The organism is Mycoplana sp. MJR14 (assembly GCF_029210525.1).
GTDB lineage: Bacteria > Pseudomonadota > Alphaproteobacteria > Rhizobiales > Rhizobiaceae > Mycoplana.
Genome location: NZ_JARGEO010000012.1, coordinates 1 through 15,682 on the forward strand (window position 1 = coordinate 1; position 15,682 = coordinate 15,682).

The 15,682-nt window shown below is 65.5% G+C and carries 13 protein-coding genes; 7 read left to right on the forward strand and 6 right to left on the reverse strand.

Annotated elements, in window-relative coordinates:
- The first annotated feature begins 64 nt into the window (after window positions 1-64).
- The 5 genes from P0086_RS21570 to P0086_RS21590 all read left to right on the forward strand — a co-directional run bounded on the left by P0086_RS21570 (window position 65) and on the right by P0086_RS21590 (window position 6,383).
- Window positions 65-367, forward strand: coding sequence for a hypothetical protein (locus tag P0086_RS21570; RefSeq protein WP_275789795.1), 303 nt, complete (start codon window positions 65-67; stop codon window positions 365-367).
- A 43-nt stretch (window positions 368-410) separates the two neighbouring features.
- Window positions 411-755, forward strand: coding sequence for a hypothetical protein (locus P0086_RS21575; protein WP_275789797.1), 345 nt, complete (start codon window positions 411-413; stop codon window positions 753-755).
- Between the two features lie 16 nt (window positions 756-771).
- Window positions 772-1,170, forward strand: coding sequence for a hypothetical protein (locus P0086_RS21580; RefSeq protein WP_275789799.1), 399 nt, complete (start codon window positions 772-774; stop codon window positions 1,168-1,170).
- A gap of 219 nt (window positions 1,171-1,389) precedes the next feature.
- A complete protein-coding gene (locus tag P0086_RS21585) occupies window positions 1,390-3,459 on the forward strand; it encodes an ASKHA domain-containing protein (RefSeq protein ID WP_112612637.1) in 2,070 nt (689 codons plus the stop codon).
- Window positions 3,460-3,647: 188 nt separating this feature from the next.
- Window positions 3,648-6,383 carry a cation-transporting P-type ATPase gene (locus P0086_RS21590; protein WP_275789801.1) on the forward strand — a complete coding sequence of 912 codons (2,736 nt, stop codon included), beginning with the start codon at window positions 3,648-3,650 and terminating at the stop codon, window positions 6,381-6,383.
- A 22-nt stretch (window positions 6,384-6,405) separates the two neighbouring features.
- Here the strand turns inward: P0086_RS21590 and P0086_RS21595 are convergent, their stop codons facing one another.
- Window positions 6,406-7,326 (reverse strand): LysR substrate-binding domain-containing protein, encoded by a 921-nt coding sequence (locus P0086_RS21595; protein WP_112599561.1) that lies wholly within the window; start codon window positions 7,324-7,326, stop codon window positions 6,406-6,408.
- Between the two features lie 428 nt (window positions 7,327-7,754).
- Here P0086_RS21595 and P0086_RS21600 point away from each other — a divergent pair, with 428 nt between their 5' ends.
- Window positions 7,755-7,982 (forward strand): hypothetical protein, encoded by a 228-nt coding sequence (locus P0086_RS21600; RefSeq protein ID WP_275789804.1) that lies wholly within the window; start codon window positions 7,755-7,757, stop codon window positions 7,980-7,982.
- A 141-nt stretch (window positions 7,983-8,123) separates the two neighbouring features.
- Here the strand turns inward: P0086_RS21600 and P0086_RS21605 are convergent, their stop codons facing one another.
- Window positions 8,124-8,720: a GNAT family N-acetyltransferase gene (locus tag P0086_RS21605; protein WP_345799322.1), complete on the reverse strand. Its 597-nt coding sequence runs from the start codon at window positions 8,718-8,720 to the stop codon at window positions 8,124-8,126.
- A gap of 309 nt (window positions 8,721-9,029) precedes the next feature.
- Between P0086_RS21605 and P0086_RS21610 the strand changes: the two genes are divergently transcribed.
- Window positions 9,030-10,043 (forward strand): GlxA family transcriptional regulator, encoded by a 1,014-nt coding sequence (locus P0086_RS21610; protein ID WP_112599559.1) that lies wholly within the window; start codon window positions 9,030-9,032, stop codon window positions 10,041-10,043.
- 110 nt (window positions 10,044-10,153) lie between these two features.
- On the opposite strand, the gene P0086_RS21615 is transcribed toward P0086_RS21610, so the two are convergent.
- From P0086_RS21615 to P0086_RS21630, 4 genes are all read right to left on the reverse strand, one after another.
- Window positions 10,154-11,509 carry a diguanylate cyclase gene (locus P0086_RS21615; RefSeq protein ID WP_345799323.1) on the reverse strand — a complete coding sequence of 452 codons (1,356 nt, stop codon included), beginning with the start codon at window positions 11,507-11,509 and terminating at the stop codon, window positions 10,154-10,156.
- Between the two features lie 102 nt (window positions 11,510-11,611).
- Window positions 11,612-12,439: a response regulator gene (locus tag P0086_RS21620; RefSeq protein WP_112599557.1), complete on the reverse strand. Its 828-nt coding sequence runs from the start codon at window positions 12,437-12,439 to the stop codon at window positions 11,612-11,614.
- Between the two features lie 329 nt (window positions 12,440-12,768).
- A complete protein-coding gene (locus P0086_RS21625) occupies window positions 12,769-13,032 on the reverse strand; it encodes a hypothetical protein (protein ID WP_162702554.1) in 264 nt (87 codons plus the stop codon).
- A gap of 126 nt (window positions 13,033-13,158) precedes the next feature.
- A complete protein-coding gene (locus P0086_RS21630) occupies window positions 13,159-15,660 on the reverse strand; it encodes a mechanosensitive ion channel family protein (RefSeq protein WP_275789810.1) in 2,502 nt (833 codons plus the stop codon).
- Window positions 15,661-15,682: the final 22 nt, after the last annotated feature.

Below are 15,682 nucleotides of genomic sequence, written 5' to 3' on the forward strand. Positions count from 1 at the left end.
GGGAGTAGGTCGTTCTCCGCCAGGCATACCCAGTGCGACTTTCCAAAGGGGACCGATATCGGACATGAGAGACCATCTACGCCTCATCGCCGTCCTTCTTCCCTTGATGCTCATCGCTAGATACGCACTGTTCGAAGACGCAGACGAGTTCAGCAGATTCTACGGCGCCCTGCGGAAATACCTTCTGCCGGTCCTGTTTGCCAACATTGCGCTGATCGCCGTCATTCTTTTTGTGGCGGCACGAAAGCGCGTGGATCGGAAGCGTCACAGTCAGATCGCAAACTTCTGCTTTTGGGGTAGTTCGGCAATTCTGGCGGCAACCCTTGCATACGCGTTTGCAGCTGTGAAACTATCTGCCGCACCATAAATACCTGCTGCAACGGCCCGCAACTATAAAGGGTGGACCATCAATGCCCCAGCGCCGCCTTCGCAAGGATGCCGCCTCCCTCTGGTTCGAAGCCCCCTTCGTCATGGCGATGCGGATCCACGAGATGCAGATGGCGGCGTTGACGGGGCGCTCGCAGGATGCGGCGGAAATGAACCGCATGGTGACGGAGAAGGTGATGGCGACGGCGGAAAGTGCCGTCGCCGTCAACATGGCGATCTCGCGCGCCGCCTTCGGTGCGGCGATGCAGATGATGACCGGCGGGCGCCCGTCCGCCCGGAAAGCCGGCGAGGCGATCGCCGCAGCCGCCGTCAAGCCCTACGGAAAGCGCGTGCGCAGCAACGCCCGGCGACTGTCGCGCAAGAGTTAAATCCCGGCGGTGTTTGATGCGAGTACAGAGTCCTAAAGAAAATTTTCCTGAGGTGGGAACAGTCGCCAATCCTGCGGCACTCTATGACGGAGACGACGCCTTTGTGTGTTACGAAGCCTCCGGCCGAATGGGAGGCGGGAATGTGGTCCTCAAGTTCAATGGCGACATCGATTTCAGAATAACACCAATGACCGTCGAAGGATTGGGGAAGTGCAGATACCCAGTCAAGCCGTGGGCGTTCAACGAGGTGATCGATGTTGAGGAGACTGACCAATGGAAGGCCCTGAATCCTCGACTTTGGCTGATGTCCTTCAACGACGTGATGATTGAAATCTTGTTCGAAACGGTTTCCCTGATCACACACGGGCCACACGGCGATCCGCAGCACAAGACGCTAGTGAGCGTTCTAAGGTAATTTAGGCGATCAATCAGCATTTGCCGCCATTTTGGGATCATAGCAATGTCCCGCAATAATGCTGCTGGCAGGTCTTCCCATGTCGGGATCTGACAACTATCACGCGCCTTTAGGGTGCAGTCTGGCACCAAGACGGCATGCGCCGGCCATCTGAGCGGCCGCGCATGGGAGAAAGCGAGACCGATGCGCATCGACGGCAGTTCCGACAGCGAGAGCAACATGAGCGAAGCCGCCCAGAGAGACCCGGCACAGACCGATCCCCGGCAGACCGATCCCCTGGTGCTGTTCATGCCGTCGGGCAAGCGCGGCCGCTTCCCGGTCGGAACGCCGGTGCTCGATGCCGCCCGCAAGCTCGGCGTCTATGTCGAGAGCGTCTGCGGCGGCCGCGCCACCTGCGGGCGCTGTCAGATCGAGGTGCAGGAAGGCAACTTCGCCAAGCACAAGATCGTCTCATCGCTGGAGCATATCTCGGAGAAGGGCCCCAAGGAGGAGCGCTACGAGAAGGTCCGCGGCCTGCCCGATGGTCGCCGCCTCTCCTGTTCCGCCCTCATCCTCGGCGATCTCGTCGTCGACGTGCCGCAGGATACGGTCGTCAACGCCCAGGTCGTGCGCAAGGCCGCGACCGACCGCGTCATCGAGCGCAACGCCGCCGTCCAGCTCTGCTATGTCGAGGTCGACGAGCCCGACATGCATAAGCCGCTCGGCGACCTCGACCGGCTGAAGGTGGTGCTGGAGAAGGATTGGGGTTGGAAGGACCTGCTGATCGCCCCGCACCTGATCCCGCAGGTGCAGCAGATCCTGCGCAAGGGCAACTGGGGCGTCACCGCCGCCATCCACCGCGACATGGACAGTTCCCGCCCCTTCATCATCGGGCTGTGGCCGGGGCTGAAGAACGAGGCCTACGGCATTGCCTGCGACATCGGCTCGACGACGATCGCCATGCACCTCGTCTCGCTGCTGTCCGGCCGCATCGTCGCCTCGTCCGGCACCTCCAACCCGCAGATCCGCTTCGGCGAAGACCTGATGAGCCGGGTCTCCTACGTCATGATGAACCCGGACGGCCGGGAAGCGATGACGAAGGCGGTGCGCGAGGCGGTCAACGGCCTGATCGGCAAGGTCTGCGACGAGGGCGGCGTCGACCGCCACGACGTCCTCGACATGGTCTTCGTCGCCAATCCGATCATGCACCACCTGTTCCTCGGCATCGATCCGACCGAGCTCGGCCAGGCGCCGTTCGCGCTGGCCGTCTCCGGCGCGCTGCAGTACTGGGCGAACGACCTCGACATCGACGTCAACCGCGGCGCCCGCGTCTATCTGCTCCCCTGCATCGCCGGCCATGTCGGCGCCGATGCGGCCGGCGCGACGCTGTCCGAGGGCCCCTACCGGCAGGACCGGATGATGCTGCTCGTCGATGTCGGCACCAATGCCGAGATCGTGCTCGGCAACAGGGCGCGCGTCGTCGCCGCCTCCTCGCCGACCGGCCCCGCTTTCGAGGGCGCAGAGATTTCCTCCGGCCAGCGCGCCGCCCCCGGCGCGATCGAGCGCGTGCGCATCGACCCCGAAACGCTCGAGCCGCGCTTCCGCGTCATCGGCGTAGAGAAATGGTCGGACGAGCCGGGCTTTGCCGAAGAGGCTTCGAAGGTCGGCGTCACCGGCATCTGCGGCTCGGCGATCATCGAGGTCGTGGCCGAGATGTACCTCTCCGGCATCATCTCCGAGGACGGCGTCGTCGACGGCGCGATGACGGCGAAGAGCCCGCGCATCATCCAAAACGGCCGCACCTTCTCCTACCTGCTGCACGACGGCGAGCCGCGCATCACGGTGACGCAGAACGACATCCGCGCCATCCAGCTCGCCAAGGCCGCCCTCTATGCCGGCATCAAGCTCCTGATGGAAAAGCAGGGCGTCGACCATGTCGACACCATCCGCTTCGCCGGCGCCTTCGGCTCCTTCATCGACCCGAAATACGCGATGGTGCTCGGCCTGATCCCCGACTGCGACCTTGCCGAGGTCAAGGCGGTCGGCAACGCCGCCGGCACCGGTGCGCTGATGGCGCTCCTGAACCGCGGCCATCGCCGCGAGATCGAACAGGTCGTCGGCCGGATCGAGAAGATCGAGACGGCGCTGGAGGGCAACTTCCAGCAACTCTTCGTCAACGCCATGGCGATGCCGAACAAGGTCGACGCCTTCCCGAACCTCGCGACCGTAGTCACCCTGCCCGAGCGCAAGGCGCCCTCCGACGACGGCGGCGAAGGCGGCGGCCGCCGCCGGCGCCGCAGCCGGGAATAGAACCGGCCAGGGCGCAGACCTTCCCGACGCTCGATGCGGCCCCTCGCCCGGTCGGCCGCATCGGTATTTGCCGCGCGTCCTTGACGTGCATCATGCCGATCCCGCTATTCTCCTGATACGCGCCTGATGTCGCGCCCCGGTTCCGGCCGGGACGCGGCTGCACGATGCTTGCTGCACGGAGGACGGGAATGGATGTTCGCACGGCCGCCCCGGACGCGCCCCAGGCCGAAGGGGACCTTCGATCGATCGCCTGGCACGCCCTGCCGGTCGAGGCGGTGACCGAGAAGCTCGGCACGACCGGCGACGGCCTTGCGCCCGACGAGGCCGGGCGGCGCCTCGAACGCCACGGGCCGAACCAGCTTCCGGCTCCGCCGCCGCGCCATCCGCTGCTGCGGTTTTTCGCCCAGTTCAACAATACCCTGATCTACTTCCTGCTGGCGGCGGCCGTCGTCGCCGCGGCCATCGGCCACGCCGTCGATGCGGGCGTGATCGTCGGCGTCGTCCTCGTCAACGCGATCGTCGGCTTCATCCAGGAAGGCCGCGCCGAGGCGGCGCTGAACGCCATTCGCGACATGATCGCCCCGCGGGCGCGGGTGCTGCGCGGCGGGCGTCAGCATGACGCCGACGCCCGCAGCATCGTTCCCGGCGACGTCGTCCTGCTGGAGGCGGGCGACATGGTTCCGGCCGACATCCGCCTGCTGCGCGCCCGCACCTTGAAGGTGAACGAGGCGATCCTGACCGGCGAATCCGTGCCCGCCGAAAAGGATGAGCGGCCGGCGGCAACCGACGCCGCCCTCGGCGACCGCCATTCCATGGTCTTTTCCGGCACCCTGCTCGCCACCGGCCAGGCCACCGGGATCGTCGTGGCGACGGGCGGAAAGACCGAGATCGGCCGCATCTCCGCGATGATCGGCGAGATCCGGACGCTGGAGACGCCGCTCCTGGCGCAGATCAACCGCTTCGGCCGGATCTTCACCGGTCTTGCGATGGCGGCGTCCGTGCTGCTGATGGCGTTTGCGATTGTGGTCCGCGCCTATCCCTGGTCGGACGCGCTGATGATCGTCGTGGCGCTCGCCGTCGGTGCCGTGCCCGAAGGACTGCCGGCCGTGATCACGATCACGCTCGCAATCGGCGTCCGGCGGATGGCAAGACGGAATGCCGTGGTGAGAAGGCTGCCGGCCGTCGAGACGCTCGGCGCCGTCTCCGTGATCTGCTCCGACAAGACGGGCACCCTGACCAAGAACGAGATGACCGCCCGGCGGATCGCAACCGCCGGGCGCGAAAGCCTCGTTGCCGGCTCCGGCTACGCCCCGGACGGCACGATCGGCGAAGCCGGCGCAGGGATGAGCCCATCGGAGACGGAACTGGTGCGCTCCGCCCTCCTCTGCAACGACGCGCAGCTGGTCGAGGCCGGCGATCGCTGGACCGCACTCGGCGACCCGATGGAAGGCGCGCTGGTAACGCTTGCGATGAAGGCCGGCCTCCATCCGGAGACGGAGCGGTCGAGCTGGACCAGGATCGACGAGATCCCCTTCGACGCCCAGCACCGGTTCATGGCGACCCTCAACCGAAACCCCGCCGGCGGCAGCCGCATCTTCGTCAAGGGCGCGCCGGAGCGCGTCCTTGCCATGTGCGCCCGCCAGGCCCAGGCTAATGCCGATGCCGAGCTCGACGCCGGTTACTGGCGCGAGCGCATCGCCACGGCGGCGGCCGGCGGCGAGCGCGTCCTCGGCTTTGCCGCGGCAAGCGCGCCGGCGGCCCTGGAACGGGTGGCCTTCGAGGACGTGGAGACGGGTCTCGTCTTTCTCGGCATCGTCGGCTTCATCGACCCGCCGCGCGACGAGGCCGTGGCAGCCGTGGCGGACTGCCGCTCCGCCGGCATCGCGGTCAGGATGATCACCGGCGACCATGTCGACACCGCCACGGCGATCGCCCGCCAGCTCGCCATCGCCGATGATCCGAAGGCGATGACGGGTGCTGAGATCGACGCTATCCCGGACGAGGACCTGGGCGCAGTCGTCGAGACCGTCAGCGTCTTTGCCCGCACCAGCCCGGAACACAAGCTCCGCATCGTCCGCGCCCTTCAGGGAAACGGCCATGTCGTCGCCATGACCGGCGACGGCGTCAACGACGCCCCCTCGCTGAAACAGGCCGACGTCGGCATCGCCATGGGCCGCAAGGGCACGGAAGCGGCCAAGGAGGCGGCCGAGATGGTGCTCGTCGACGACAATTTCGCCACCATCGTCGCGGCCGTCCACGAGGGCCGGACGGTGTTCGACAACATCCGCAAGGTCATTTCCTGGACGATGCCGACCAATGGCGGCGAAACCATCTGCGTGGTGCTGGCGATCCTCTTCGGCCTCGCCCTGCCCATGTCGCCGGTCCAGATCCTCTGGATCAACATGATCCTGACGGTCACGCTCGGCCTCGTGCTGGCCTTCGAGCCGGCCGAGCCGAACGTCATGCGCCGCCCGCCCCGCCCTCGCGATGCGCCGCTGGTGACCGGCTTCCTCGCCTGGCGGATCCTGTTCGTCTCGATCCTCTTCACCATCGGCGTGTTCGGTATCTATGAATATGCCGTCCGCACGGGCGAAAGCACGCAAGCGGCGCGCACGATGGTCGTCAACACGATCGTGGTGATGGAGATCTTCTATCTCTTCAACGTCCGCTATCTGCACATGACGTCGTTCAACCTGAAGGGCGTGCTCGGAACGCCCGCCGTATTGGTCGCGATCGGGGTGGTCGTCATGGCACAGCTCGCCTTCACCTATGCGCCGTTCATGCACGCCCTGTTCGACAGCGCGCCGGTAGGGCTCGCCGACGGCGCCCTGATCGTCGCCATCGGCGTCATCACCATGCTGATCCTGGAGGCGGAGAAGGCGCTGATGCGGCGCATGGGCGCCCTTCGGCCGGTCGAAACCTGACCGGCCGCCGGAGCGCCACGGCTCAGCAGGCCACCGGCAGCGTCAGCTCCTTCGGGCCGCGCTCGAAGCGGGCGAACGCCGCGCGGATATAGTCGGCGACCGCCCTGACCGGCGCATCCGCATCCTCGGCTATGACGAGCCCGATCGTGTAGTGGCCGAGGTCCGGCAGGCCGTCCTTCTCGCCCAGTGCCACCATATCCTCCTGCACCAGGAAGCGGGCGAGCGGGGCGACTGCGAGGTCGGCGCGGATCGCCGCGCGCTGGCCCATGTGATGGGCGCAGAAATAGGCGACGCGGAACTCGCGGCCGGACTTCGCCAGTTCCTCCAGCGCCCGGGCGCGCCAGATGCACCCCTCCTCCCAGACCGACACCGGCAGCGGATGCTTCAAATGCGCGCTGCCGCAGTTCTTGCCGGCCCAGACCAGTTGCTCCTTCATCAGCACCTCGCCGGGCATCTGCGTGGTCATGTCGGGCGAGTTGAAGATGGCGAGGTCCAGCCGCCGCTCGGCGACGGCGCGCCGCAGGCTCGCGCTCGATTCGATCGAGACGTTGACGGCGATCGAGGGATAGGTCTCGGCAAACCGGCGCAGCACCTCCGGCAGGATCAATTCGCCGACATCGTCCGGCGCGCCGAGCCGCACGACGCCGTTCATGTCCGGCATCATGAAGCGCGAGACGGCCTCGTTGCTGAGCGCCAGGAGCCGGCGGGCGTAGGAGAGAAGCACCTCGCCGTGATGGGTGAGCGTCACCGAGCGGGCATCGCGGCGGAACAGCGTGCAGCCCAGCATCTCCTCCAGCTTCTTGATCTGCATCGAGACGGCGGACGGCGTGCGGTGCACGGTGTCGGCCGCCGTGGTGAAGTTGCCGGTCTCCGCGATGGCCACGAATGTCCTGAGAATATCGAGCTCCAGCAAGGGGAGCGGCTGCCGCAGCATCAGGTTCATGGCATCCTCCTCATTCAGAAATACTGATCGATAGCATCATTTCATTTCGTTTGATTGAACACCTCTTCGGCGCGATAGTCAATGCAACGGAACCTGATCTGGAAAGGATAGGTGTCATGGCCAACCCAAAATCACATGGATACGCCGCCCCCTTTGCAATCCGCGCCGTCGGTCGGGGCTTTGCGCTCTCCATCCGTCAATTCTTCGGCGCCCGGGCGGCTCGCCGCCTCCACCGTCGGGCCGAGCGCGAACTGAACGCGCTTCCGCCGGAACTGCAGCGCGACGTCGGCTGGACCGGCAGACGATCATATGACGGAAACTGATGCATTGCATCAAATATATTCGATTGATTGATGAATGAGGCCGCGACATGATGACCATCAAGGTCGCGACCTTTCGAAGCTCCCAAGATCGAAAGGAACCTGAACATGCAAGTGTCCATCTCACATCATCACGGCGGATTGCACGCAGGACGCGTGCCCGGCGCTGAAACCCTGTCATCCTTCCGGCGCTTTGCCGGTCGCCTGGCCGACGCCTGGCGTCACCACCGCGACGAACTCGAACTGGAGAACCTTCCGTTCGACGTCCGCAAGGACATCGGCTTTCCGGCCACCGATGTAGCCGACATCGCCTCGGTCACCAGGAAGACGCGATGAGAAAATGCCATTCGGCGATGAACCGGTCGCCGCTATCTCCCAGGACGACGACGCGCTGTCGCCGGACATGAAATCGCCGAGGCGGTTTTGGTCCGGCGACTTTTTTGTTGCTGCGCAGGACCTGGTCTCAACAGCAGCGGCCTACGCTCGCAGGATCGGCACCTGCGGCGCGGCATCGACCGGCAGGATGCCGGTCAGACGCGGATCGTCGAACACTTCCACCATCCGTTCATAGGGCACGAAACCGGAGCGCACGTAGAAGTCGAGCGCCTGCGGGCTGTCGAGGCTGCAGGTATGGACCCAGAACCGCGAAATCGGCCTCGACCACGCGCGTTCGATGGCATGGTTCATCAGCCAGCGCCCTGCCCCGCGCCCGATCATCGCCCTTGTCAGTCCGAAGAAGGCGAGTTCGCACTGCCCGTCGGCGCGAAAATCGAGTTCCAGCAACCCCTCCGCCTGGCCGCCGGCGTTCACCGCCCAAACCTCGACCGCCGGATCATGCAGGATCTCCGCCAGTTCCGCATCGGAAAGCGACAGGCGGGAACTCCAGAGCCAGTCCGCGCCGATCCGCCGGTAGAGGTCGCGATACCAGCTCAGTTCCGGCTCTCGGACCAGCGCCAGCGACAGCCCTTCCGGTTCGATTGCGCGCCCCGTCGGTGCAGGTGCGAGCATCTCCAGGCAGGTGACCGCCGCCACCAGCTTTCCGGGCGCCACTTTCGAGTATCCGTCGGCGAGCATCAGTTTCTCCTTTGCATATCGTCTTTCTTAAGCCCTGTTGCCGGGCGTTCAAGCCGTATTCAGCGCAATCAGCCCCGGTGATCCTCCCCGTCGCCGCGCTCCCGCCGGTGTCGGACAAGCGGGGGCTGTGTCGCAAATGCTGCACAGCCGACCCGCGGTGGCACTCTTTCCTGCAGACCCGTAAACGCCTGTGACTCAAAAGGTTGCCCAGGGCTTCCCAGTCGCACCAAACCATGCAAATGTCGCAAACAGGAAAGCCAGACGATCGCCTTCAAGCGACGTTTGTCAAAAACCAGAGCGGAACTCCCCATGACCAAGACAGCAGCCAAGAAGCGTTCGCTTGTATTCTTCCTTGTGCCGAATTTCTCGATGCTGCCGTTCTCGGCGGCGATCGAGACGTTAAGGATCGCCAACCGGATGCTGGGCTACGAGGCCTACAGCTGGCGCCTGGCCTCCACCGACGGCCAGCAGGTGCTGTCCTCGAGCGGGATCGGCCTGGAAGTCAACTCGTCGCTCGCCGACGAGCGCAAGTTTCTCGGCGGGGAGAACCGCCCCTCGATGGTGCTCGTCTGTTCGGGCATCTATGTCGAGGACTTCAACAACAAGTCGGTGAACGCCTGGCTGCGCGAAGCCTATAATCGCGGCGTCGCCGTCGGCTCGCTCTGTACCGGCGCGCATGTCCTGGCCCAGGCCGGGCTGCTCACCGGCAAGCGCTGCGCCATCCACTGGGAGAACCTGCCGGGCTTTGCCGAGGCGTTCCCCCAGGCGGAGGTCTATGCCGACCTCTACGAGATCGACAGCAATATCTACACCTGCGCCGGCGGCACCGCCTCGCTGGACATGATGCTCAACCTGATCGACCAGGACTTTGGCGAGAACCTCGTCAACAGCGTCTGCGAGCAGGCCCTGACCGACCGCGTCCGCGGTCCGCACGACCGCCAGCGCCTGCCGTTGCGCGCCCGTCTCGGCGTCCAGAACGCCAAGGTGCTCTCGATCATCGAACTGATGGAGAACAATCTCTCCGAGCCGCTGTCGCTGCTGGAGATCGCCGAGAGCGCCGACCTGTCCCGCCGCCAGATCGAACGGCTGTTCCGCCAGGAGATGGGGCGCTCGCCGGCGCGCTACTATCTGGAGATCCGCCTCGACCGTGCCCGCCATCTGCTGGTGCAGTCGTCGATGCCGGTCGTCGAGGTCGCCGTCGCCTGCGGCTTCGTCTCCGCCTCGCACTTCTCCAAGTGCTACCGCGAACTCTACAACCGCTCGCCCCAGCAGGAACGCGCCGACCGCAAGCTGATGGTCCCGGCCGCAGCCGCGGCGCGCTGATCTGTCCGGGCGACGCGATAGGCGCGTCGCCATGCGGACGTCCGGCTGGCATTGACCGTGCTGTCAGGCTGTCGGGATGGGAGGCAGGCGCCCCGGGCGCGGTGCCTTCGCTAGCCGGCGAGCGCGGGCTGCATCGAGAACTCGGAGAACACGCAGTTCCGCCCGGCATGCTTGGCCATGTAGAGGAACTGGTCGGCCGCGTTCAGATAGTTGTCGAACACTTCGTCGCCTTCGATCGCGGCAACCCCGATCGACACGGTGATCGTCAGCGGCTCCCCGTCGGCTTCGATCGGGGTGGCCGCCAGTTCCCCGCGCAGGATCTCGCACCGCGCCACCGCATCCGCAACGCCGAGCCCGTCGAAGATCATGCCGAACTCCTCGCCGCCGAGCCTGGCGAGCAGGCAGTTTCCGGCCAGTCTCTTCTTGAGGCGGCTGGAGACGGCCTTCAGCACGGCATCGCCGACCTCGTGGCCGTAGGTATCGTTCAGGCGCTTGAAGTGGTCGATGTCGACGATCGCGATCGAGGCCTGTGCGCCGCGCCGCATCGCCTGGCTGACGATCCGCTGGCCCGCCTCGAAGAAATAGCGGCGATTGTAGACGTCGGTGAGATAGTCGCGCGAGGCCAGCAGGTTGAGCGCCAGGAACTGCTTGTGCAAGGCGGCCAGATGCAACATCCGGGCGGTGAAGTCGTCGTGGCAATACGGCCTCAGGATGAACTCGTCGCCGCCGGCCTTCAGAAAGCGGGCCCCGGTCGTATCCTGGCCCCGGCTCGAGATGCCGACGACGCGCACGCTCATCGGCGTAGAATGGCGGCGGATCTCGCCGAGCAGCAGCACGCCGTCCCATCCCGGGTGGTCGAGATCCAGAAGAATGATGTCGATGTCGCGGGTCTCGTCGAGCAGGTCCAACGCCCGCTCCGCGCCGTCCGCCATCTGCACCTGGAAACGCTGCCTTGAAAGCAGCGCCTCCTCCAGCGCCATGCTGCCCGGCTCCGGTGAGACGAGCAGGACCTTGGTCCGCTCGCTCGCAAGGATGCGGTCGACGCCCACGATCACCTGCTGCAACGCCGAGGGGCTGTCCTTCATGACATAGTCGAGGGCGCCCTTCGCAAGCGCGCTGTCGCGCATCGGCTGGCCGAACGCCGTGAAGACGAACGGCCGGATGCTGCGCGAGACCAGGAAATCGAGCGCTTCGCAGTCGGGCGAGCCCGGCAGGTTCAGGTCGACGATCGCCAGCGCGAACCGCTCCCCGCTGGCCTCGACCACGGCCTTGAGGCTGTCCATGTCTCCGCAATGGGTGACGCTGACGCCCAGTTCCGTCTCCAGACGGAACCGCAGGGCCGTGGAGAACATCCGCGAATCTTCGACGATCAGGACGGAACGGCCGAAATGGCGCAGAAACGCAGCCTGTCGTTGCGAATTCCGATCCACTTCACGCCCTTTCTCGTTGCACCCCACCGGGTGCATTACAACGATCCGGGTTTACCAAGCGGTTAATCCCCGAGAACTATCTCACCTTACGTAAGCACAATGCCCGCGCCGTCCCGCGAGGACGCCGGAAGCCTTGCCTCAGGCGGCCTTGCGCTCGTTCGCCATCCTGATCTGGGTCAGCGTGTCGAGGTTCTGGTTGACCCGGCAATAGAACTCCTCGTCGATGAACGGCCGCAGGATGAAGTCGTTGCCGCCGGCCTTGAGGAACCGGGCCGAGAGCATCCGGTCGGTCGAGGAGGAAACGCCGATGATGCGAAGCTGGTGCGAGCCCATGAACGACCGGATGCGCCGGGTGAGCTCGAAGCCGTCGATGTCCGGCATGTTGTAGTCGGTGACCATCAGGCCGATGTCCGGATTGGCCTGCAGGATGGCGAGCGCCGCAGCCCCGCTTTCGGCGGTGCTGACACGGAAGTTGTAGCGCTTCAGCCGGGTGGACAGCAGCGCCCGCGCCGTCGGGCTGTCGTCGACGATCAGCACATGGTGATTGTGGTTCGTCAGGAAGCGGCAGACCGATTCGGCCAGCATGTCGACGGCGAACACGTTGTCCTTGATGATGTAGTCGACGATCTCCTTCGACATCAGATGGTCGCGGGTCTGCTGGTGGAACATGCCGGTGAAGACGATGGTCGGCACGCTGAGATCGATAAGATAGTTGAGCGCCTCGCCGTTCTCGGCCCCCGGCAGGTTGATGTTGGAGATCGCGAGCGTGATCGGATCCGAAGAGCGCTCGTAGGTTTCCTCCAGTTGCAGGAAGTCGCGGCAGAGTTCGACCTGGATGCCGAAGAGCTCCTTCAGCCGTGCGCTGATCATGGAGGTGAAGACGTTGGAGTCCTCGACGAGCAGGATTCGGTGATGGGAGAGCGACGCGCCGGCGTACTGCATACCGGAGATACCGATGAATGACATCTTATGCCTTCTGACAAGGGGGTTTCGCGTGCCGCTGCGACAGCCGTTTCGGCGGGGCGGCACCGGACCTGCGCATGGTCCCTTCCGAAGGGTTCATCCACTCTCCGGTCAACGCCAAAAACGATAGGTGGCGCCCTTTGAAAAAGCGTTAAAGGCGCACAGCGGCAATCGGAAGATGATTTAAAAAGGATGAACGGCGCGGGCGAAGTTTTACCCCATCTGCGGCCCGTGGCGGACCAGCCTCCGCAGCCGTCATCGACGGCGGCGGTCAGCGCGCAAAGCTGCAGCGCGCCCCATGCCGGGGCGCCGCTGCCAAACCCGCCCGAAAGCTATTTGACGCTGGCCGATCCGCCGCTGATCTCGACCGTCTCGTCGCCGTTCAGCGCGACGCGGTCGCCGTTCGGCAACGTCACGAAGCATCCCGACGGGCAGACCGATTCGGTCTCTCCGGCGCCGAGCGGCAATTCCGTCCGGTTGCCGTTCTCGACGATCGTCACGACCACCGAGTCACCGTCCTTGTTGGTGATCGATGCTGCGAAGGCCGGTGCGGCGACCGTCGTCGACAAAAGCAGCATCGTTGCAAGCACTCGCATCATCCATGCCCGGCGCCGCGCGCCGCCCCTGTTACAACCCCGTGAGGACCCTAGCCTCACTTCCGGGTCTTTGCATGTGTTTTATGACGCGAACACTGAATATGGCGTGAATGGGGCATTCATCGCTCAGCCGGTCTCGTCGGCGCCCTCCTCGACCGCCCGGGGCACAGGCTTGCGCGCCGGCTCCGGCCGGCTCCCCACCTCTGCCTTGGCGCTCTCGATCATGGCGCCGAGAAGGCGGGCGCTCTCCGGATCCATGGTGACGGGCACCGTCGGTGCCGCCGGCCCGGCGAGCGCGATCTCCTCCTGGCGCAGGCGCTCCAGGATGGCCGTGCGCAGTTCCGTCTTGATGACGCCCGCATCGAGGACGTCGGCCACGAAGGCCCGCAGTTCGAAGTCCAATGTCGCGGCCGAGAACCCGAGGAACGCGACGGTCGGCTCCGGGTTGCGCAGAACCGGCTGCGTGGCCGCCACCTCCAGCAGGACCTGCGTCAGCCGGCGCGGATCGTTGCCGGAAAATACGCTGACCGGGATTTCGATCCGGCCGAGCTTGTTGCGGTGGGTCCAGTTGCCGACCTGCCCGTTGATCAGCACGGAGTTCGGCACGATGATCGTCTGCCGCTGGAACGTCTCGATTTCGGTCGCGCGCACGGAAATCCGCTTCACGAAGCCCTCCGTGGTGCCCGCCACCACCCAGTCGCCGACCTTGAACGGGCGCTCGGCCAGAAGGATCAGGCCGGACACGAAGTTCGACACGATGTTCTGCAGACCGAAACCGATACCGAGCGAGAGAGCACCGGCAACGAGCGCCAGGCTTGAAAGATTGATGCCCGCCGCCGAGATGCCGATCAGGCCGGCAAGCCCGACGCCGGCATAGCCGACCGCCGTCCTGACCGAGTTGCGGACGCCCGGATCCACATGGCTGCGCACCATGACGGTGCCGTCGAGCCAGCGCTGGAACCAGCGCGTGACCATCAGCCCGAGCACGAACAGCATCAGCCCGGCGAGAATGCCGACGATCGAGATGGAGATGCTTCCGACCCGGATCTCGGTGAAGATCTGGTAGGCCCAGCTCTCGATGTCACCGATCTGGAACCCCCACTGCAGCAGGATTCCCGGCATGCCGAGCAGAACGACGATCAGGTAGATGCCGAGGCTCGCCGCCAGCCCTGCCTGGTCGAGCGTCACCTCGTTGAGCTGGTAGCGTTCCGCCAGCCGCTGGCCGAGATAGGTGCGGGCGAACGCCCCTTGCGTGCCGATCGCCCGCCCGGAGAGGATACCGATATACATCGTGACGAGGATCGCGCCGGTGACGACGATCTGGGCGGCCACGAATCGCGCCAGGCCGACATAGCCGATCACCGTCATGGCGATCAGGCCGAAGCCGGTCAGCATCAACAGCATGGAGAGCGCCCGCGGCCACGGGCGTCCGCGGGTGGCCGGATCCTCCCCCTCGCGGAGCATCGGCCGGATGAAGGAGATCCAGATCAGGATCAGGCCGATGACGATCGTGGCGATCATGCTCTTGGCCACCGTCAGCACCACCGCGGAGCCGAGCGCGACGCTGACGGTGCCGAGGAAATAGTCGAGCGAATTGGCGAGCGCCATCGCGAAGATCGACCGCTCCAGCCGCCGCGCGCCGTCGTTGGATACGCTGACGAGCCGCCACTGCGGCCGGTTGGGTGCCAGCACGGCGCGGGTCAGCGCCGAGACGAAATAGAGGCCGACGCACACCCCGAACAGCGTCGACACCATCGGCGCGATGTCCGGCCGGAGGACGTTGAAGCTGTAGAGCAGCGAGTAGCAGGCAAACGCGAACGCGCCGACGGCCAGCGTCGGGACCATGATCGACCAGTAGGCCACCATCAGCCGCGTGATGTAGTGCGGCTTCTCGATCGCCTTGTTGCGCTGGATGATTGGACCCGCGAGCCGGTAGCCCACGGAATAGAGGACGAGCCCGACGACGAGCGAAAGCGAAATCGCAGCCAGCAGGGATTCCCGCTTGAAATTCCAGACGAAACGGGCCCAACCGCCGACCGTGCGCTTCAGGTCCGCCCCCTCCTGGGCCCCGGCGCCGACGGCCTCCTCCAGCACCTCGGGCGTGATCTTGGTGCGCTCCAGCAGCGTCTCGGTGAACAGCGTGCGGCGCATCTCGGTGATCTGGTTCGACAACTGGGTCGTATCGATCGTGAGCGCCTCGGCGCTGCCGGTGACGGCATTGATGGCCGCCCGCTCGTCGGAGAGCCGCGCGCGCTCCTCCTTGATCATCTCGGATTCGGCCGGCTGTCCCTCGGCCGGCGGCGGCCCGAGTTCGTCGAGCCTGCCCTTGATCTGGTTGAAGCGTTCCCGGGTCGAGACCGAGGCCTCGAGCGCGGAGCGTCCGAGCTGCTCGACCTCCAGCTTGAGCTCGCCGAGCTTGACCTCGTTGTCGCGCGCCGCCTCGACCCTGCCCCGCAGGTCCACCAGTTGCTGGCGCGCCCGCTCGAGCTTCTGGTTCGCGTCCGCGATCGGGTTGGAGACCACCGGTGCCTCGGCCGCCGGTGCCGGATCCTGGGCAACGGCCATGGCCGGCAGGAAGAGCGGCGCGATCGCAACAAGGGCGAAAAGGGCGCGTTTGAGTGTCGTCACGGAAGGTCCTTGCTATATCTGT